General features: G+C 55.0%; 15 protein-coding genes and 1 other RNA gene. 6 read left to right on the plus strand and 10 right to left on the minus strand.

From position 1 onward, the window contains the following. From nspC to IKB43_12180, 3 genes are all read left to right on the plus strand, one after another. A partial coding sequence (gene nspC, locus IKB43_12170; protein ID MBR2470878.1) for a carboxynorspermidine decarboxylase occupies positions 1-1021 on the plus strand: 1021 nt, incomplete at its 5' end. 8 nt (positions 1022-1029) lie between these two features. Further along, positions 1030-1449: a tRNA (adenosine(37)-N6)-threonylcarbamoyltransferase complex ATPase subunit type 1 TsaE gene (tsaE, locus tag IKB43_12175; protein ID MBR2470879.1), complete on the plus strand. Its 420-nt coding sequence runs from the start codon at positions 1030-1032 to the stop codon at positions 1447-1449. Beyond that, on the plus strand, positions 1446-2639 hold the full coding sequence (locus IKB43_12180) for a class I SAM-dependent rRNA methyltransferase (protein ID MBR2470880.1): 1194 nt from the start codon (positions 1446-1448) through the stop codon (positions 2637-2639). Before tsaE ends, IKB43_12180 begins: the two co-directional genes overlap by 4 nt. 76 nt (positions 2640-2715) lie before the next feature. On the opposite strand, the gene IKB43_12185 is transcribed toward IKB43_12180, so the two are convergent. The 4 genes from IKB43_12185 to IKB43_12200 form a co-directional block, all read right to left on the minus strand. Beyond that, positions 2716-4221: a family 16 glycosylhydrolase gene (locus IKB43_12185; GenBank protein MBR2470881.1), complete on the minus strand. Its 1506-nt coding sequence runs from the start codon at positions 4219-4221 to the stop codon at positions 2716-2718. A gap of 113 nt (positions 4222-4334) precedes the next feature. Beyond that, a complete protein-coding gene (locus tag IKB43_12190) occupies positions 4335-5798 on the minus strand; it encodes a tetratricopeptide repeat protein (protein ID MBR2470882.1) in 1464 nt (487 codons plus the stop codon). A 101-nt stretch (positions 5799-5899) separates the two neighbouring features. Further along, entirely contained in the window at positions 5900-7171 is a 1272-nt protein-coding gene (locus IKB43_12195; GenBank protein MBR2470883.1) for an argininosuccinate synthase, read from the minus strand. Between the two features lie 100 nt (positions 7172-7271). Beyond that, positions 7272-8423 carry a hypothetical protein gene (locus IKB43_12200; GenBank protein MBR2470884.1) on the minus strand — a complete coding sequence of 384 codons (1152 nt, stop codon included), beginning with the start codon at positions 8421-8423 and terminating at the stop codon, positions 7272-7274. Between the two features lie 77 nt (positions 8424-8500). Here IKB43_12200 and IKB43_12205 point away from each other — a divergent pair, with 77 nt between their 5' ends. Both IKB43_12205 and IKB43_12210 read left to right on the plus strand, forming a co-directional pair. Then, a complete protein-coding gene (locus IKB43_12205) occupies positions 8501-9499 on the plus strand; it encodes a mammalian cell entry protein (GenBank protein MBR2470885.1) in 999 nt (332 codons plus the stop codon). Positions 9500-9502: 3 nt separating this feature from the next. Beyond that, complete coding sequence (locus tag IKB43_12210; protein ID MBR2470886.1) at positions 9503-11617, plus strand: ATP-dependent DNA helicase RecG; 2115 nt, start codon at positions 9503-9505, stop codon at positions 11615-11617. Positions 11618-11636: 19 nt separating this feature from the next. On the opposite strand, the gene IKB43_12215 is transcribed toward IKB43_12210, so the two are convergent. Next, positions 11637-11972: a hypothetical protein gene (locus tag IKB43_12215; protein MBR2470887.1), complete on the minus strand. Its 336-nt coding sequence runs from the start codon at positions 11970-11972 to the stop codon at positions 11637-11639. A gap of 24 nt (positions 11973-11996) precedes the next feature. Continuing rightward, positions 11997-13892 (minus strand): hypothetical protein, encoded by a 1896-nt coding sequence (locus tag IKB43_12220; protein MBR2470888.1) that lies wholly within the window; start codon positions 13890-13892, stop codon positions 11997-11999. A gap of 467 nt (positions 13893-14359) precedes the next feature. Between IKB43_12220 and rnpB the strand changes: the two genes are divergently transcribed. After that, an RNA gene (gene rnpB, locus IKB43_12225) (RNase P RNA component class A) lies at positions 14360-14741 on the plus strand. Between the two features lie 53 nt (positions 14742-14794). Here the strand turns inward: rnpB and IKB43_12230 are convergent. From IKB43_12230 to ettA, 4 genes are all read right to left on the minus strand, one after another. Next, a complete protein-coding gene (locus tag IKB43_12230) occupies positions 14795-16432 on the minus strand; it encodes a hypothetical protein (protein MBR2470889.1) in 1638 nt (545 codons plus the stop codon). Positions 16433-16649: 217 nt separating this feature from the next. After that, positions 16650-18149 carry a hypothetical protein gene (locus IKB43_12235; GenBank protein MBR2470890.1) on the minus strand — a complete coding sequence of 500 codons (1500 nt, stop codon included), beginning with the start codon at positions 18147-18149 and terminating at the stop codon, positions 16650-16652. 211 nt (positions 18150-18360) lie between these two features. Beyond that, positions 18361-19005: an ABC transporter permease gene (locus IKB43_12240; protein MBR2470891.1), complete on the minus strand. Its 645-nt coding sequence runs from the start codon at positions 19003-19005 to the stop codon at positions 18361-18363. Between the two features lie 95 nt (positions 19006-19100). After that, positions 19101-20792 carry an energy-dependent translational throttle protein EttA gene (ettA, locus tag IKB43_12245; GenBank protein MBR2470892.1) on the minus strand — a complete coding sequence of 564 codons (1692 nt, stop codon included), beginning with the start codon at positions 20790-20792 and terminating at the stop codon, positions 19101-19103. Positions 20793-20813: the final 21 nt, after the last annotated feature.

The raw sequence follows: 20813 nt of genomic DNA on the forward strand, positions 1-20813 counted from the left end.
TATCATCTGCGCCCTGAAGGGCTACAGTTTCTGGCGCTCCTTCCCCATTATCGCCGAATACCTTCCGGGAGCCACCGCCTCCAGCCTGAACGAGGCGAGACTTGCCCGCGAAGAGATGAACAAGCAGGTCCACGTGTTCGCGCCGGTCTATGCCGACGACGAAATCGACCAGATATTGAGCCTTGCTGACCACATCACCTTCAACAGCTTTAGCCAGTGGATGCGGTTCAAGGACAAGACCTTAGCAGCGGGTGTCAGCGCCGGCATCCGGGTGAATCCGGAATTTTCTACCGTAGAAACCGACATCTACAACCCCTGCGGAAAGTTTTCCAGGCTGGGCGTTACCGAACGTGAATTCAAGCCGGAACTGTTGGACGGTATCGAGGGTCTGCACTTTCACGCCCTGTGCGAACAGGACGCCGACGCCCTGGATGGAGTGCTGAAGGCTTTTGAAGCGAAGTTCGGAAAGTTCCTGGCCCAGATGAAATGGGTGAACTTCGGAGGCGGCCACCACATTACCCGCAAGGACTACCACCGGGAACAGCTGGTACAGATTCTGAAAGATTTCCGAAGCCGCTACCCCCACCTGCAGGTCATCCTGGAACCGGGAGAGGCCGTAGGTTGGCAGACCGGCGAACTGGTGGCCACGGTAGAAGACATTGTCCACAACGAGATGGACATCGCCGTGCTGAACGTGTCTATCAGCGCCCACATGCCCGACTGCCTGGAAATGCCCTACCGGCCCACCATTACCGGAGCGGGAATGCCCGGCGAAAAGCAGTTTACATACAAGATAACAGGCGGCACCTGCCTTGCCGGCGACCAGCTTGGGGATTTCTCCTTTGACAAGCCCCTAAAAGTCGGTGACCGGATTATCTTCGAAGACATGATCCACTACACCATGGTGAAGACCACCTTCTTCAATGGCGTGCGTCACCCGGACATCGGCATGTTCGACAAGGAAGGAAAGTTCCACCTGTTGCACAGGTTTACCTACCAGCAGTTCAAGGAAAAGCTGTAGGCGTTAGAATGGTATTCAACAGCGAACAAGAGACATACGACTGGGCGGTCGGTTTCGGGAAAACCCTGAAACCGGGCGACATGGTGGCGCTGTATGGCAACCTGGGGGCAGGCAAGACCGTCATCAGCCGGGGCGTGTGCAAGGGGCTTGGCTTTGACGGGAACGTGTGCTCCCCCACCTACACCCTGCTCCACGAATACCCCAACGACCCGCCCATTTTCCACTACGACCTTTACCGCCTGGAACCGGGCACAGACATCTGCGAAGTGGGCCTGGAACCCGACTACCTGGGAAAGGGAATCACCCTTATCGAATGGCCCGAACGCCTGGAAGAGAACACAGCGGGCATTACCCACATCATCAAGATTGAAATTCTCTCCGAAACAAGCCGCGAAGTCACGCTAGAAAAAATTGGAGCCGAACCATGAAAGCCATTACCCTGAAGGCCGGACGCGAAAAGTCCGCTCTCCGTTACCACCCGTGGATTTTTAGCGGAGCTATCGACGAAGTTATCGGAGACCCTGAACTTGGCGAGACAGTAGAGGTTTATAGCTTCAAGAGCGACTTCTTGGGGCTTGCAGCGTATTCGCCCAAATCCCAGATCCGTGGGCGTTTCTGGACGTTTGGCGAGAAAGCGAACATCGATCGGGAATTCTTCAGCGATATTCTGGACCGGGCCATCGCCGCCCGCAAGAGTCGCGGTTTTGACATCGAAGACAAAGAAAGCGCCTTCCGCCTGATCAACGCCGAAAACGACGGCATTCCGGGCTGCATCATCGACAAGTACGCCGACATCTATTCTGTCGAAATCTTGGCCGCCGGTGCCGAAGTCCACCGGGAAACGATTTACGAACTGCTGGCCGAAAAGACCCACTGCAAGGGCATCTATGAGCGCTGCGATTCCGACGTGCGCAAAAAAGAAGGCCTGCCACTGCGCACAGGTGTAGTCTACGGCGAAGTGAGCGACGAACCTGTAATCATCAACGAAAACGGAATCTTCTTCCCCATCGACGTCAAAAACGGACACAAGACCGGTTATTACCTAGACCAGCGGGATGCCCGCCGCCGCATCGGTGAACTTTCCAAGGGAAAGAAGGTCCTGAACTGCTTCTGCTATACTGGCGGTTTCGGACTTTACGCTCTCCGCGGCGGTTGCGAAAAAGTTTACCAGGTGGACGTTTCCAAGGACGCCCTGAAGCTTGCGAAAGAAGGCATCATGCGAAACAAGCTCAGCACCGCACATGCCACCCACGTAGAAGCGGATGTTTTCCAGTACCTGCGCAAGTGCCGCGACAAGGCCGAAACTTTCGACCTCATCGTGCTGGACCCGCCCAAGTTCGTGGAAAGCAAGGACAACCTGCAGAAGGGCGCCCGGGGCTACAAGGACATCAACCTGCTCGCCATGAAACTGTTGGCCGAGGGCGGCATGCTGGCAACGTTTAGCTGTTCGGGCCTTATGGAGATGGACCTGTTCCAGAAGATTATCGCCGATGCCGCCGCCGATGCACATCGGCGCGTTCAAATCATTGAACGTTTCGGCCAACCCGCCGACCACCCCGTGAATACGGCTTTCCCCGAAGGGCAGTACCTAAAGGGACTGCTCGTTCAGGTGGTGTAAAATCAGTCTATATCATGCTAGATGGCGTGTCTGAGCACGCCATGACGTTTTATTTTCTTGACAACGTTCGTAACAGTTATTTCTTGAACCGCTTTATATCCGTGCGGTTCTTGCCGTCGGAAACCACCACGTGGTAAACGCCCGAGGCAAGGTCCTGTACATCTATGGTCGTACTATGCACAACCCGTTGTCGCATCACCTCGCGTCCCCTTAAATTTAAAACGCGGATTTCGGCACCCCTGCTAAAAGCATTGCCCAATTCTACAGACAGATTGCCATTTGTGTAACGAATAGATGTTCCATAAGAATACGCATTTGGGTCAGATGCTAGAGCCTCCGGTCCATCAGGACTGTCGGGTTCCTGGGTTTCCTGGGGCAAAATTCTCCACATCTGGTTCCATTCCCAATCGTCGGCCCAACTCTGCACTACCCGTTCGCCATCAGTTGTAGCACGCAGGTACATGTTGCTGTTCTGCATTTTCATGCGCACCACGGTTCCCTCATAGCCCGCCTGCTTTTCCATAATCACCTTCTGATGGGCACCGCCGTTCCACTGGTAGAGCCCCATGGTGACACCCGCATCTTTCGATTCATTGGGAACATCAATGGAAAGGTCTCCGAAACCGAAACGGAAAGTTGTCGAAGAAAGAGGCGTTACCACCACCAAGGCACTGTCGCTATCGCAGTCCCCCAGAGCTAATTTATTTTCTGACGTGCGAACCATGCAGGTGCCAAAGTTCATGGAGAAAATCTTCACCGTATCGGGCTTGGCGGGTTTCGCCTGCCACACGCGAATCCAGTCCGCTTCGAAGTAGGCGGGCTTGTCCGCCGTAATTTCGATGTCGTCGCCCGCCCAGCCCCCAATGGACAAGTTTACAATGATGTACTGCGCCGTAAGCTGGCTGATTTCGGTCGGGCGGTTGTAACTGGCAAACCTCTTGTCATCAAAGTAAAAGCTGAGGGTAGATTCGTCCCACTCTACGCCGTAATTGTGAAAATCTGCGGAGCGGTCCACATCATCGTCCTTGTGTCCACCAAAGGAGGCCTCGTGATCCCAAGCCGAACCGTGGCCGCTGTACCAACTGGAATCCGTATAGTGCAGATAGTAATGGTGCTGCTTGCGAGATGCCGGAATTTCCAGAATGTCAATCTCCGGAGGCCATCCGTCTTGCAAAGTCCAAAAAGCAGGCCAGGTCCCTTTTTGCGACGGAGCCTTGAAACGGCCCTCGATGTAGCCGTACTTGACCTCGAAATGCCCCCTGGTGTCGATAGCCCCCGAAGTGTAATCTACCGGGATTTCTTTGTTGTTAAATTTAGCCTTGCGGCCGTTGGCATCGGGATGGGTTTTCTTTTCACCCTTGAGTTTCAGGGTGCCATCGGAGACAATGACATTTTCTTCGGCACAGTAGGCACGGTGGTTGTGGGTGGGGCCCCAATTGTAGGTCGGGTTCCACTTGCTCTTGTCGAGAGAAGTCCCGTCGAAGTTATCTTCGAACACCTTTTCCCAACCACCGAAATTAGCAGGTGGCTCTGCAAAGGAAAGGGACACCGCGATGGCAGCCAGTAGAACTACAAACAACATACCAGACCTCGTTTACCCAACCCAACAAAGCCCTAGGTATGTAAAATATACCTACGAATAAACTTTTTTCAAAGAGAAAAGATTTTTACAAAGCAAAAAAAACAAAAGCAAAACTACCGCTTGCGACGCGGGAGTTCACTCTTGTGGTTCTCAAGCCACACGGCATCTTCCAAAGCGCGCTGCGCCTCTGTCGCCCAGTCGGAGTCGGGATATTGCTGCACCACTTCGCGGTAGCGGGAAGCGGCACTGTGGAAATCGCGAAGTTCGCGATAAATGTTACCCATTTGGAGCAGGGCAAAATAGCGGTCTTCGGGAGAAAGTTCCGTTTCAAGCATTACCTTGTAAACCTGCAGGGCTTCTTCGAAACTGCCCGACTTGAAAAGGTCGTTGGCTCGGGCGATAGAATAGGCCTTGGCCGGAGCCGGAGCGATTTTCTGGGCCGTAGCTGCAGGTGCCGTTTCCGGCGCTGCAGACACTTCCTGACCGGCAGGGGCCGTAGAATCAGCAGGAGCATTTTTCATTTCGGCCAAGCGAGCTTCTACGGCCTTGCGGAACTCACCGTTAGGGCCAGCCTTCTTGATGTAGGCCGCCAAGGACTTCTTTTCCAAATCCGTCTTGTTCTGGGCCTTGTAAATAAGGGACATATAGTAGTGGACATCGGCAGCACCGTCCTTGTACTCCTTGCCCTTGTTCAAGTTGAATTCTGCCTTGTCGTATTCTCCCATCTTTAGGCGGGTAACGCCGGCGTAATAGTAGGCACCCACGTGCCCCGGAGTCTTTTTCAGCACTTCACGCCACATCTTGGCGGCATCTTCGTACTTACCCTGAGCAAGAAAAGCCTTGCCCTTTTCAAAAGGATCGTCGGAATTTGCGGCAGGAGTCTCGGCAGCAGGAGCCGATGCGGCTGGTTGTGCAGACGCAGCCTGTGCGGCTTCGGGAGCGGCAGTTTGCGTTGCCGGAGTGGCTTGTACAGGAGCCTGCTGGGCAGGCTCAGCAGCAACGGTCTGTGCGGGAGCAGGTTGAGGTGCAGGAGTTGCCTGTGCGGGCTGTTCAGCAGCAGGAGCGGCCTGGGGAGCAGCCTCCTGTACCGGTGCAGGGGCTTGTTCAGATGTCTGCGCCGTTGCGGCAGGAGCGGGCTGTTCCGGCGCGGTCGCGGCAGGAGCAGCAGGTGCGGCGGCCTGTTCTGCAACCGATTCCGTCACTACAGGCTCAGGGGGCCTGTTCTTCGGGTCCTTTGCAAGCTCGGCTTCGGCCTTGGCCTTTTGGCCCAGCTTTTCATAAACTTTCGCCGCACCTTCGTAGGCGGCACTCATAGTCGGCGTGAACTTGTAGGCCAGGCGGTAATTGGCCAAAGCCCTGCTGTAGTCGGGCTTGGGCATCTTGATATAGACTTCGGCGGCGGCAAAGTAGGCGTCGGAATTCTGAGGCTGTTCAGCGAGGACCGCACGGTATTCACCGAGGGCCTTTTCGTATTCACCCTGGGCGAGGAATCGGGCACCCTGTTCAAAACGAGGATCGTCAGCAAAAGACGCACCTATCAGGAGCGCCAACGCAATAAAAGGAACGCGGATATTCATACGTAAAAAAGATACAAAAAATCCCCGGCCCACATTTGTGAAGTCGAGGATTTTTATAGGAGATCCCCGCCTACACGGGGATGACAATCGGGACGAACCGACTACTTCTTCGGGAGCACCACCGGCTTGCCAAAGTCCACGTTGGTCTTCTTGCCGAGCAAGAGAGCACGGGTCTTGAGAGGCAGGCCGAAGCAGCGGATGAAGCCCGTTGCGTCCTTCTGGTCGTACATGTCAACATCGGTGAATCCGCCGAGGCCCATGTCGTAGAGGCTGTAGGGGCTCTTGATGCCGGCCGGGATGATATTGCCCTTGTAGAGCTTGAGGGTCACGTCACCGGTAACAACCTTGTTCACTTCAGCGAAGAAGGCGTCCATAGCCTGGCGGAGCGGAGTGAACCACTGGCCATTGTACACGAGGTTCGCGTATGTCATAGACATCTTCTGGGCTTCGAACAAAGTTTCCTTGTCGAGCACGAGCTGTTCAAGGCATTCGTGAGCCTTGTACAGGAGCGTGCCACCCGGAGTTTCGTACACGCCGCGGCTCTTGAGGCCAACGAGGCGGTTTTCGACGATGTCCAACAGACCGCAAGCGTTCTTGCCGCCAATCTTGTTCAGGAACTCGAGAAGTTCCACGGCTCCCATCTTCTTGCCGTTGATAGCAACCGGATTACCCTTTTCGAAGGTAATCGTCACGTGGTCGGCCTTGTTCGGGGCCTTCTCGTAGGTAGCGGTGTGCTTGAGGAATTCGTACTTGTGTTCCTGTTCCGGGAATTCCAGGACACCACCTTCGTGAGAGAGGTGCCACAGGTTGCCGTCTTCGGAGTAAATCTTCTTCTTGCTGATGCCGTTCAGCGGAATCTTGTGGGCGGCGGCGTAGTCGATAGCGTCTTCGCGGCTGTGGAAGTGCCACTTGGGGTCCTTCCACGGAGCGATGACTTCCAGCTTCGGGTTCAAGGCGGCGTAGGTCAGTTCGAAACGGACCTGGTCGTTACCCTTACCGGTAGCACCGTGAGCCACAGCGTAGGCGCCTTCCTTTTCGGCAATCTTCACCTGGTACTTGGCGATGAGCGGACGGGCGAAAGAAGTACCCAGGAGGTAGGTGCTTTCGTACTTTGCACCGGCACGGACGGTGGGCCAAACGTAGTCTTCGAGGAATTCCTTCTTGAGGTCGAGAACGTAGCACTTGCTGGCACCGGTCTTCAAAGCCTTGTCTTCGAGGGCCTTAGCGTCCGGGAAGTCGTTCTGACCGAGGTCGGCGGCGAAAGCGATCACTTCGCAGTCGTAGTTTTCCTTGAGCCAGGGAATGATGATACTCGTATCGAGTCCACCGCTATAGGCGAGGACCACTTTTTTCTTGGATTCTTTCTTAGCCATTTTTTTGTCCTTTTAGGAAAAATTTAGACAAGGAAAATATAGAATTTAGATTCCGGCTCGGAGGCCGGAATGACGCTTTTATCCCACATTTTTTATAGAGTTATTTCACGTAAATTCGTTGCGGAATGTCTTTCTCCGCCGGGCGGCCCAGCAGGTCGAAATGCCGGACCGGCACGTTTTCCGGAGATGGGCGGTAAGTCCGCCGGATAGCCGCCGGAGCAGTCTCCCCGCTAGAACTACTCCATCCAGGATTTGCCGTCGAACTGCTAGGTCCTGAATTTGAAGACGAGCTAACTAGTCCCAGGCTCGAAGACGAACTTCCGCCCACATCGGTTTCACCATCAAGGGGTGCCGTCGGGTCAATTTCACGGACGGACACATACTTGTAATACGGGTGGTCGTTGTCGCTACGCATGATAATAGCGTCCCCGGCCTGCAGGATGGCCGCCTTGGCATCTGTATAACTGCAGCCGTCAATGGTCGCCGTACCGTAAGACGCCCCGGACCAGTCCGCTCCCGAATCTTCGGCAACGCCCACCAGTTCCCACTTGCCCGGTGGAGTAGCGTTAGTGGTTGAATCGATATAGAGTTCCAGACGCACCGTAGAAGCATCCTTGTTATAGACAACGTATTTCATGCCTATCCACTTGCCCACCGGCAAGACGGCACTACCCCACAACGGGTCTTGGTGTCCAACTCCGGTTCCGCTCCTGTAGTAGCTTCCCGGATGCCTCCATTCCTTCTCGAAATCCCACTTGCCGTCGTTCCTGAACCTTGCGTAATAGGTGTGAGCATCACAATCGTTTCCACCAGTGGAGCCATGCCCCAGGGCGCCGCTGCGCACTCCCACCACCATGCCACCATAATCTTTTCCACCCAGAGCATCGCGCTTGAAGTAGCCCGTATATTCCACATTCAAGAATTTTTGCTTGTGGTCTGCCCAACTCTGTTGTCCGTTGATATGGAAACGTGGGCCGCTACCCAGCATTTGCATGGTTCCCTGACCATCTACATAGAAACCTCCCCCATCGGAACTGCGGTCATCTGTCCACTGGGTAGGATCCTGAGCATCGCCCGCCCAGTTGGCAAGGGAACGAGCTTTTCCATTGGCCCAATGCCTGGAATCCCAGGAATAGGAGCCTTCCTTGGTCTTGAAAAATTTCTGGAAACCGAAAACATCGGTAGCCTCTTCGGCCTCTGCACACACGGCAATGGCCCCAGCTACAAGCAGGACACTCAAACTTTTTCTCATTACAAGAACCTCCGCATTCCAATATATTTTCAAAACGCTCCAAAGTCAAGATTTTTTTCGTTTTCTATATTCGGAACATGCATCTTTCCGACAGGGCCATAGGCTACATTTCCATGCTTGCCATTATAGGCATCATCGGACTTATTGCCCTTGGCATGTTCAGGGCCCACCACAAAGAGAGCCATTGGGCCATCGTAGATTTCGACGAGCTGGGTTCCCTACAAACCGAAGACGTGGTGGTTGTCCGAGGCTACAGGGTGGGTGTCATCAACCAGGTCAAGTGGCTTGGGGACCGTGCACGGGTCGTCATCAACTTTGACGAACCCCTGACGATTCGCGAAGGAACCCAGTTCAACAACGTGAACTACGCCCTGATGGGGCAACGCCGCCTAGAAATCACCCTTTCCCCCACAGGAAAGGTACTCCCCCAGGGACACATCCACCAGGGGCATTTCGAACCGGGTATTGCCGAAGCGCTTCGGCTCATGGAAAACGTGAACCAGCAACTGGCCAGCGTCCGCATGATGATACGGACTATCACCAAGGGAGACCGCAAGCACCCTTCGGCACAGAAAATTTACGAAAAGGTCATGGGCACCCTGGAAGGAATCATCACGAATTCCGAGAACACCCTGAACGCCCTGAACCCGAAGCTGAACCAGCTGTTTGACCAGACCAACGTGGCCTCCGAATACCTGATCAACCTGACAGGCCAGGCGGATTCCGCCGTGAAATTCGTCACCGCCGTGACCAACGAAAAAATCCAGAAGGCAAACGAAATCATCTACGCCCTGAACCAGGGCACGGAAAAGGCCAGCCAGGTCATTACCGAAATAGAAAATTCCCCCTCCATGAACGAGCTTCTCACCACCAAGCAGGCCGTGGACCAGCTGGTAAACATCATCGAAAAGTTCAACGCCCTGGTAGCCGCCATCGACACCAAGGGAATCAAGATGTACGACGAAAACGGCAAGCCCGTAAAGCTGTTCACCTGGAAAAAGACCAACCTGGTAGGAAAAACCGCACGCCAAAAGGCCAAGGAACGTGCGGAAAAAGGCGAGCGCCTTCCGGATTAGCCCATGGAACTCTCTCAGTTACCGGGACTGGGTCCCAAACGCGTCCAGGCCCTCCGCAAGGCGGGCTTCAACAGCATCGCAGACCTGCTCTACAACGTCCCCCGCAACTACCTGGACCAGACCAAGGTTACCGCCATCAAGGACTGCAAGGCCGGAGAGCGGGCGGTTCTTATCGGCACCGTCGTCCGGTCGGGAATTATCCGCGGCCGCAGGAACCGCTTTGTTGCCACCCTTACCGACGGCACCGGCGAAATGAGCCTCCTGTTCTTCCAGGGCACGAGCTATTGGGCAAAGCGCATCCAGAACGGCTCCAAGTGGCTGGTTTCGGGAGCGGTAGGCGAATACCGCGGGCTGCAGATGAGCCACCCCGACATGCAGCCCTTTGACGACGACCAGGAATTCAGTGGCGCAATCCTGCCGGTGTATTCCATCAGCGAAGCCTGTCGGGAAGCCCGGATGGAACAGAAATTCTTTCGAGGACTGTACAAGACCATTTTCAAGTTCCCGGGACTTACCCTGCCGGGACTCTGCCCCAGGGAACTGACGGACTACCTTCGCTTTGCCCCCGTCATGGAGAACCTGCGGACGCTACACCTGCCAAAGGAATTCCCCGCCATCTACAAGGCCAAGCGGGAAATGAAAATCCTGGAGTTGCTCCCCTTCTGCCTCCGCATGGTGAAACGTCGTGAAAACCAACGGCTCCGTGGGCACGAGCGGCAGATCGACCTGGGCACCGTCATGAAAATCCGGGCAGCCCTCCCCTTCCAGCTGACAGGCGGGCAAGAGAGCGCCCTCAACACCATCATCGACGGACTCAACGGGAAAAAGCAGTTCCACGCCCTGCTGCAGGGAGACGTAGGCTGCGGCAAGACCGTTGTGGCCATGCTGGCCATGATGGCGGTATGCGGCTCCGGCGAGCAATGCGCCCTGATGGTGCCTACCGACATTCTGGCACGGCAACACTACAAGTCGTTAAAGCCCTTCTTCGAGGCGGCAGGGCTCCGAGTGCAACTTTTGGTGGGCGCCACCGGCGCCGCCGAACGCAAGCAAATCTTGGGAGAACTCCAGATGGGGCTCTGCAACGCGGTCATCGGGACCCACGCCCTCTACAGCAAGGACGTGACATTTTCCAAGCTGGGCTTTGTCATCATCGACGAGCAGCACCGCTTTGGCGTAGGCCAGCGGGAAGCGCTACTTTCCAAGGGGGACTACCCCGACATGCTGGTCATGAGCGCCACGCCCATCCCGAGAAGTCTCGCCATGACGCTGTACGGCGACCTGAAGGTCATTTCCATCAAGGAAAAACCCGCAGGACGCAAGCCCATCAAGACAAGGCTTGTCTCGGCAAGCAAGCGCGACGACATGAAGCGTTTCATCTGCGGCGAAGCCTTGAAAGGAAACCTCTGCTACTGGATTGCGAGCCGCGTGGAATCCGGCGATGGTTCGGCAAGCTCACCAACCGGAGAAAGGAGTATCCGCAGCGTGGACGAGATTGTCGCGGAACTCCGGAATTTTGCGGCAGGCATAAACGGCGCAACAGCAAACGCCGGAACAAACGGTGCGCCCCTGGTGGTAGAGGGCGTCCACGGCCAGATGGACGAATCCGAAAGGGACGCCATCATCGCCCGCTTTGCGACAGGACAGATCCACATTCTGGTGGCCACTACCGTCATCGAGGTTGGCGTGAACGTGCCTGCGGCAAACCTGATGGTCATCGACCAGCCGGACCGCTTCGGGCTGTCGCAGCTGCACCAGCTGCGGGGCCGCGTGGGTCGCGGCAATCAAGAAGCCTGGTGCTTCTTGATGCAGCCCGAAGGCGAAACGGCAGACACCAGCATGGAGCGGCTTTCCAACTTCGCCGCCACCGAAGACGGATTCGAGATTGCGGAGCTGGACTTGCAGACCCGCGGGGCTGGCAACCTGGAAGGAAACGAACAGAGCGGCGCCTGGGTGTTCCGCTGGTTCGACTGGATAGAAGACCAGGAACTGATTTCACAGACCCTTGAAACCGCCGCCAACATCCTGAAGGAAGAATCTGTCTTCGACGACAACGCCAAGGAAAAAATCCAGGCCTGGTACGCCGAAAAGCCCGTAGTCAACGAAGACGGCGTGCACTGACCGTGCACCTGCGGCTAGCCTACCCCAACAACTGGGTCATGGTCCCGAAAACAAGGGCCGTAAGCACCACGTTCAAGAAAAACATGGCCCGGCGCACAATCATAAAGAATAGCGGTTGCCAGTGGAAGATGCCGTCTGTCGGGTCCAGCAGTTCCTTCACCGCCAAAAAAATGTTGATAAGCCCGGTCATAATGAGCATCAGAGCACCCGGGAAAAATCCTTCGCCCCACACCAGGACCGTAAGGCCTATGCCAAAAATCATGGCGATGACGCCGATGACGATTTCCACCCGCAAAATCATGTTCTTGATCTTGCGCACCTTGTTTTCTACAATCTCTTTCGTCTCGTCAGCCAAAACAACCTCTCAAAAATCCATCCGTCACAGGCTGTAACTGGTAGTCACAGAAAAATGGGGCATGCCCTTCCGCTCCCCGTTCATGGGGAAACTCACGTCCAGCTTGTTCACCAGCCTGCTGATGGACTTGGTCTGGATAAAACGGATACCCGCTCCCAGCACGTAAATCAAGTCCTTGCGGTTGATATCTTCCAGTTCCCAGGCGGTCTCCCCCACAGACGCAAAGGCCACCACCACAGGCACCAAGGTCGCGATTTCAAAGTCGAAGAAATACCTGGGCTCGATGCTGCCGTAAACCCTGGCCTGACCCGTATAGTAACCCGTAGGGAACCCAACAAATCCGTCGGAGCCACCCAGCGAAAGCTGGTAACCCAGGCGGGCGTCTTCGTACACATCCACCAAGCCCCGCAAGGCCGTAGAGAAAGAATTGCTGGGGTGGAAAATGTATTCACCATCAACACGGCCGTAGAAATCCCTGCGTTCCCCGTGGTCCAGGTAAAAATACATCTGGGTTTTCAGGTTCAGGTGGTTCCAGCCGCTGCCCAAGTAAAGGTTGGTCCAAAAGTCCAGACGGATATCGTTGTTGTCGGAACCCAGCTGTTCGTAGTTCTTGGAGATTTGCGCCTTCAGGGAATAGCCCTTGTCCACATCTTCGGTCCACTTGGCATTGTGCAGGTTCTTCACCTTCTCGTAACGCAGGTTGGAATACATCACGTAGGCGCCCAGGCGGGAATCCTTGCGCCTTGGCAGCCACAAATCCCACGCCGCACCGGAATCGATGACATAGGTCTGGTCGTTATGGGTGAACAGGTAGCGGTACAGGCGCCCCTCTTCTGCTGTCTCCCGATGGTAATCGTAAGTTGCCCCCAGGTAGAACTTGCGGAGACTCCCCCCAAAGGAACGGCTGAACCTAAAACTCAGGGAATCCTCGATAAAGTCTTCCACCTTCAAAAGCTTCACCGTCTCCTCGCCGTTGTATTCCAGGGTATCCTTTGTAAGAATTCCCTCCCGATACGTTTTTTCGTTCAGTGCCACATCCGTGCCGTTTTTCGCAACGGTCTCATCCGCACTGGACTGGACGAAGCCGCCATCGGCCACGCCAAGCTCATACACATATATGTGAGGCGTGGTAAGCAGATAGGTTGAGAATCTTGCCACAGAGCCCCGAGGCAAGTCCCCGCTTCCATAATAATAGGCAAACCGCTTGTTTTTGAGACCCGCCAAGGTATAGGCCCACTGGTTCACGCCCCGACTCAAGAAAGGCACGTACATCTGCCAGCTGGCCAGGTAGCCGTCGGTATTGTAACTGTAGAGCACATCCAGGTGGTTGTAGCGGAAAAGGAAGTGCGGGTCGGAATACTCCGCCTGCCACATGTCGCGGAATTCGTCATGGCCGTAGTAAAAGCCCACCTTCTGCCCCAGACCGAGGAAGTTGCTCTCCTGGATGCCGATTCCGTAGTTCAGGTTGTCGTAACTCCATTCGCTGCCCGAAAAACCAATGCTGAAAGGCAGCGTCAGGGTCCAGTTGTCGCTGGTGTAAACATCCACGAAGGTGGAGTCACCCTGGCCACTCACCTGGATACTGGCGTCCGAAAGGAAGTTCTGGTCCCGCAAGAACCGTTCCGATTCCAGCATCAGGTTCAGGTCCACCACATCGCCCTCGTTGAACAGCAGTAACTTGCGGACCGTGGCCTCCCGGGTCTCGATATGGATCACGTTCAGCAGGTCGTAGGCCCACTTGTCGTACTTGGTGTGGTACTTGGAATCGTCGAAGGCGTCACCGATGTGGTAGCGGATTTTATCTACCCTAAAAGGCGCCGTAGAATCAGCGGCTGCAGCGTTAGCGGCAGGTGCGCCGGACACGCCCTCGGCAAAAACCGAGACCGCGAGGGCACAGACGATAAAGGGCAAAATCCGCATGACGGGGACAATATAGAAAATAGGGGTTAGGGGATAGGATCTAGGGGATAGGGAAATATGAAATGTGGAATGTGTGGTGTGGAATGTGATGTTCGAGGAATGTCATCCTCGCGCAGGCGAGGATCCGCTCGATGTTCTAGACTCGGGCTGATGAGGCAAGAAAACTAATGCGGGATTCGGAATTGTCTTTGCGAGGTCCGCAGGAGCGAGGCAATCTCTATTCCAAATACAAGGGGGGAAGCCTCCCCCTCGGCGAAGCCTGTAGTCTTCGCCTACCCCCTCGTGCGTCGCGTCTCTTTCCGCACCACCTCAAAAAAGTCATTTTCTGTCACTAATTTTAATGTAGATTTAAGGAGTAAAGAAAAGAGAGGTTCGTTATGTCTTTTTGCGCTTTGGTCATCTTGATAACCGCCGTCTGTTTCTGCTCCACCGGTGACGCAAGGAAATAAAATTCCTATATTTACCCCGGGTAGCGGATGACCGCCGGCAGCGATGCTGGAGGAAAGTCCGGGCACCACAGGGCAGGATGCTGGATAACGTCCAGGCGCGGAAACGCGACAGACAGTGCAACAGAAAGCAAACCGCCAGGTTCGGGCGCAAGCTCGGGCAAGGTAAGGGTGAAAGGGCGAGGTAAGAGCTCACCGCATTCCTGGTGACAGGGATGGCACGGTAAACCTCATCCGGTGCAAGACCAAGCAGGATTCCGTCCGCAAGGACCGGCTGCGGCCCGCGGCTGTTGGATATCCGGGTAGGTCGCTTGAGGCGGTCGGTAACGATACGTCCAGAGAGATGGTCATCGCCCCGAGATTACATCAAAGGGTACAGAACCCGGCTTATAACTACCCTAAAACGAAGGCCCCCGCTTACCGCGGGGGCCTTCTCCTTATACTTTTCTCTTCAAACTACAGAACCGTCCCAGAGCCGCTGTTGCAAGTTCCATATTTTCCGATCTTGTAGATCTTGATGGTATTGGTCGGAGAAGACACATAAAGCGCGCATTCTGAAGGAGCATAATACTCGTAATCGCATTCAACGTTGGCTTCGTCATTGGTGTACTTGAAATGCAGAGCCTCCACGTTTTTCAGCGCTTCCGCCTTTGTCAAGGATGTTTTCGCATATTGCGAACGAGTCAAGCTAGTGGGGAAAGCGATATCAACTGTTTTTGGGGAAGTCGCCGAGCTCGCCGGATAATAGTACGCCATCCCACCATCGCCTGTGGCTGGCAAAGCAATTTCAAAAGGCTTGGTAGACTGGTAAGTTACGCATATGCCAGTCCAACCGGACAAATCTACAGTTGAACCGTCTTTAGACCACTTGAATCCAAAACCTGCATAGGGATAGGGGTCCGGCGCATTGTAGTAATAGAGACCATCACTAGCCTTGTGCCAACCGATATATTTCAGAGTGATGCTCAGGTCCAGCGAAGAGGAACCAAAAACGCCTACCGCGGTGGAAGCGCCAAAATCTGCATCATCCAAATACTTGAACCACCAGCCGGAACTATCCCCGGTCACCGCGCTTTCTTCAAAGAAGTTGTATTCATTGACATCACCGAAGAAGGTCTGAGCACGAGACTCGTAAGAAGGTTGCCAAATGATTCCGTCCGCAAAGGTAACAACCTTCTCTTTATTGCCGGAATTGCTGGAGGTCTTGGTTGTGCTGCCAGAGTCCGAAGAACCGGGCGTGGTGCCTTCGTCGCCGCCATTTGCGGGGTTGGCGGCGGCCTTCGCTTCGTTGCAAGTCTCTACATTGTCCTCGTAAACTTCGTCCAAGGTCGCCGCTCCAAAAATTTCAACATCTTCAGTAACGGTGCATTTGCCCTTGTCGTACTTGGCGGTAGCGCCTCCCTTGGCATAGGCGTTGCAAACCGCTTCGGCCGTAACATCGTCCCCAATGGCCGACAAGTCAGCCGTAGAAACCACCGAGGTCAGCTCGCCACCGGCAAAGACAAATACGGTTGTGTAGCTTTCGCCCTCTACATTCTCCTTTATCGTAACCGTCGTACCCGTCTTGGTAACGGAGCAAATGTCGTCTGCACCTGTTCCCCCGTTCCCGCTAGAATTGCTGCTCTTGGCAAAGGGGTTTTTATTTCCAGAATCGGTACTTGCCGGCTTTACCGCCTCGTTTGCGGCATCGCAGGCCTTCTGCTGGGCCTGTTCCAGCTGGTCGATGGATCCAGGCATAAGCCCAGCCGTCGTCTTCACGGTGCACTTGCCGCCTTCAAAGCTGGCCTCGGAGACACCTTCCACATTCATGGCATTGCAGGCAGATTCTCCGCCAGCCCCCACGTCGGTAACGGTGGACTGGGAAGCCATATTGCCGTCGTCACCAAATTCGTAAATGGTGGTAGTAACTACCCCGTTCACATCGTTTTTCACGGTGAGGGTGTTTCCATTCTTGTCAACAGTGCAGACATCTCCCTGGGCGTTAGGGCCGCTGCCCTTGGAATCACTTCCACAACCAAACAGACCAATGCTGGCGGCACAGACCGCCGAAGCTAACGCAATTGTATTTTTTCTGTTTACAATTCGGTTTGACATAAAAAAAGACCTCCAAGCGGGTTTTATCTTATACAAATATATATTCTGGAGGCCCTGTAGTCAATACCACATAAGCCTTACGTTGTTTTTTTGTTGAGAAAGATTTACAAATGTAGGCTGAATACACATTAGATACAGAGAAAGACCTAAAAAAACGACCCCGGCATCGTTGCCGGGGTGACAGTTGGGGTAAAATCCGGGGGCAAGCCCCAAGAAATTAAATATCCAGGTCGATACCTACGCCCACGCCGCGGCTTTCACGCTTGTAGGTGTTCTTGCCGTATTCCACGTCTTCTTCCCAGTCCTTATACAGGGAATGGAAATAGCCCAGGTTGAACTTGAGCCAGTCGGTAGCCCTGAAGGCAAGGCCGAAACCGAAGGTGGTATTGTCCAGAATGATGCTCATCTCGCTCAGGTATTCGTCGGAGAGGTTGTAGCGGGTCACCTGCACGCCACCGCTCAATGTCCAGCGGGTCAAGAAATCCACTTCCACGCCGTAGAGGAACTCGTCGGTATCGTCAGCATACTTTTCCTGCTTACCGGGGAGGTTCGCCTTGGAGTCGAACCAATGGCCATAACCCAGGCTCAAGCGCAGGTTGTCCAGCAGGGAGTAGGTAAGGCCCGCGTAGATGGAGGCGGGAATGTCGTTGTCGCTCTTGACGCCGTCATCGTAGCTGTCAATGCCCACCTGGTTCACCTTGGTGTCATTCTCCATCTCGATGGAAGTGTTGTATTCAAAGCGCAGACCAAAGGAGAGGCGCTTGTAGTTGATGGCGAGGGCCGCGATGGGGGTAATGCCGTAGCCGGTCTGTTCCACGTCCAGTTCCTTGTCGGAAACCTGGGCGGCCACGGCCTCCAAAGTCTTGGACTTGATCATGAGTTCTTCGGCCTGGGCGCCGTACTGTTCGGCGGCGGCCTTGCTCTGGGCGGCAGAAGCCTTGTCACCAGCGGCGGCGTACTTTTCGGCGGCGGCGGCATACTGCTCGGCGGCACCGGCGGCCTCCCCTGCCTTCCCGGCCAGGTAATCCGCAATATTATTGAAAGTAGAGGCGGCCTCCACCATGCTGCCGTCCAGCCCGAGAATCTCGTTCTTCGGGTTCACCTTGATATTCTTCAGTTCGCCTTCGTAGTGGTTGTAGGCGTAGTTAAAGCGGGCTCCCAAATAGATGGAGGCAAAGTCCACGATACGGTAAGAGGCGCCCAGGGCAAAACCGAATATGTAGGAGGTTCCCGTCAAGGAAATGTCCGCCTCGTGATCCGTCGTTTCGAGACCGTTCTGGGTCAGCATGCCGGGAATCTGGGCCACGGCCACGTCAAAGGAGGGGAATCCGTCCTTGTAGTTCAGGGCGCCACCGCCACCGGTAATCCCGAAATAGCCCGAAAGGGCCAGGTTGCCGCGATGCCAGGTCACCATGGCGCTGGGCATGGCCGGAATCTGGGCCTTGCCGCGGAACTTTTTCTCCCCACCAAACAGCGGGGATTCCGTATAGGTGTTACGGCTCTGCCAGAAGGCCTGGGAGTTGAGAGAAATATGGAATCCGTCGGTCATGAAGGCTGTACCGGCGGGGTTGTAGTAGGGAGCGTCCGCCTCGGTAGTGGCATAGCGGGCCACGTTACGCAGGTAAGCCGCGGACTGGTTGGTGTTGGTATTCAGACCGCTAGCCAGAGCCAGGGACGAAAATGCGCCCATTAGGCCAACAATTTTGGTGAGTTTCATGAGGGGACCTTCTCTGTTTTATGGATTTCGGCCCCAAAGTTAGAAATGAATCCCATGAATTTATCTACATTTCGCTTACATTTTTCTAACGCGAAGAAAAATAAAAGCGTTTTGTATGTTTGCCCCGTGTCGTGGGCCCGCCCCCGTATTGGACTCGGGGGCTTCCCTCGGGTCTATTGGCGGGGCCTGCCGCCACGGCGTCTAAACCGCTCTAGAGGGACACGAACCGCCGGAGCCCAAAGCTCACGGAAACCGCACACAAGACGACGGAAGCCGCCAAGGTCACCGCAGGCAACAACAGTCCCTGCAAGAACACCTCGTGGAACAGCTGCACCAGAAGAAGCAGCGGCACAATCAGGAACAGGGAAATGTGGGCCGCTGCCCGCACCGTCTTCACCCGAAGCGAGAGCATCAGGGAAAACGCCGTCGTGAGAAGCACCGCCGAAAGGGCCCCCAGGATAGAAGCCACCGCGGCCACCGCAGGAATATCCGGATGGGCAAGCCAGTAGGCCGACTGGGCCAAAAGGGAAAACACCACCGGGAAAGGGAGTATGGCCAGAAGCTTGCCCCAGAAAAGTGTCGAAGGCTTTATCGGAGAAAGCTGCAACAGTTCCAGGGAATTGCGCTCCCGCTCCCCCGCGAAGGAATCCCCGGCCAGGGGAGAGCCCATGGGCGCCATGAGGCACCCCAGCAAAAGCATCATGTAGCCTTCCATGCCCTCCATAATCTGCCCGCCATAGCGGGAGACCGCAATCCCCTGGCTCGCCGCCAGAATCACCGGCGGGATGACGAAGGGAATCCAGAATTTCGGGTCCCGGAATATCAGGCGGATTTCGTGTCTAAAAACGTGAAGCATAAAAATGTGAGCGGCAAAGCCGCGATGTGTGATGTGAAGTGTGTAATGTAAAATGGGTTATCCCTCATTCCACATTACACATTCCACACTATGCATTACCTCTTCAGAGTTTTATATCTAATCGGCTTCGGGTTGTCGGCATCTTCGCCGAGGCGCTTGCGACGGTCCGCTTCGTATTCGCTCCAGTTGCCTTCGAACCACACCACCTTGGAATCACCTTCGTAAGCGAGGATGTGGGTGGCGATACGGTCAAGGAACCAGCGGTCATGGGAGATAATCACGGCGCAGCCTGCGAACTTGAGGATTGCCTGTTCCAGAGCCTGCAACGTTTCGATATCCAAGTCGTTCGTCGGTTCGTCAAGGAACAAGAGGTTGCCCGGTTTCTGCAGGTTCTTCGCCATGAGCACGCGGTTGCGTTCACCACCCGAAAGGGCCGTCAGCTTTTTCTGCTGGGCAGCACCCGTGAAGTTGAAGAGTCCACAGTAGGCGCGGCCATTCATCTTGCGGTCGCCCACCATAATCTCATCGTTCCCGCCAGTGATTTCTTCCCACACGGTCTTGCTGTCATCGAGGCTATCGCGGCCCTGTTCCATGCTGATGATTTCGACAGTCTCGCCAATCTTGAGCGTACCGCCATCGGGCTTTTCCTGGCCCATGATCATCTTGAACAACGTCGTCTTACCTGCACCGTTCGGGCCGATAATGCCCACGATGCCGGAACGCGGCAGGTTGAAGTTCAAGTCGTCGAACAGCACCTTGTCGCCAAAGGCCTTCTGCAGGTGTTCCGCCTGAATGACGATATCGCCCAAGCGCTTGCCGTTTGCAATGTGGATCTGCGCGACCTTAATTTGTTCCTTGGAATCTTCGGCCAAGAGTTCTTCGTAAGCCTTGAGACGGGCCTTGCTCTTGGCCTGGCGTGCCTTCGGGCTCTGCTTGACCCATTCCTGTTCGCGAGCGAGACGTTTCTGACGGTCAGATTCGCCCTTTTCTTCGTTCTTCATGCGTTCAAGCTTCTGGTCGAGCCACTGGGCGTAATTGCCTTCCCAAGGAATGCCGCGACCGCGGTCGATTTCCAGAATCCAGTTCGTTACGTTATCGAGGAAGTAACGGTCGTGGGTCACCAGAATCACGGAGCCCTTGTATTCGCGGAGGTGGCGTTCGAGCCAGGCGACCGTTTCGGCGTCCAGATGGTTCGTCGGTTCGTCAAGGAGCAGTAAATCCGGTTCTTCAAGGAGCAGGCGGCAGAGAGCAACGCGGCGCTTTTCACCGCCGGAGAGGTTCGTCACCGGCCAGTCGCCCGGCGGGCAACGGAGAGCGTCCATCGCAATTTCGATATTGCGGTCGAGGCTCCACAAGTCCTGAGCATCGATGATATCCTGAAGTTTCGCCTGTTCGTCGAGGAGCTTGTTCATCTCGTCGTCTTCCATCGGTTCAGCAAACTTCATGGAAATCTCGTTGAAGCGGTCGAGCACGGCCTGCTTTTTAGCAACAGCCTGCATCACGTTTTCCTTGACAGTCAAGTTCGGGTCAAGCTGCGGTTCCTGCGGCAAGTAGCCTGCGGTGCGGCCCGGTTCAATCCAGGCTTCTCCCTGGAATTCCTTGTCGATGCCCGCCATGATGCGGAGCAAGGTAGACTTACCGGCACCGTTCTGGCCGATAATACCAATCTTTGCGCCATAGTAGAAGCTCAAAGAAATGTCCTTCAGCACCTCTTTGTTAGGCGGATAGGACTTGGTCATTTTGTACATGTAGAAAACGAATTTTTCTGCTTTGTTTTGTTCGGCCATATTTAGCTCGCTTCGCTTCGT

The organism is Fibrobacter sp. (assembly GCA_017503015.1).
In the GTDB taxonomy this organism is placed as follows: Bacteria; Fibrobacterota; Fibrobacteria; order Fibrobacterales; family Fibrobacteraceae; genus Fibrobacter.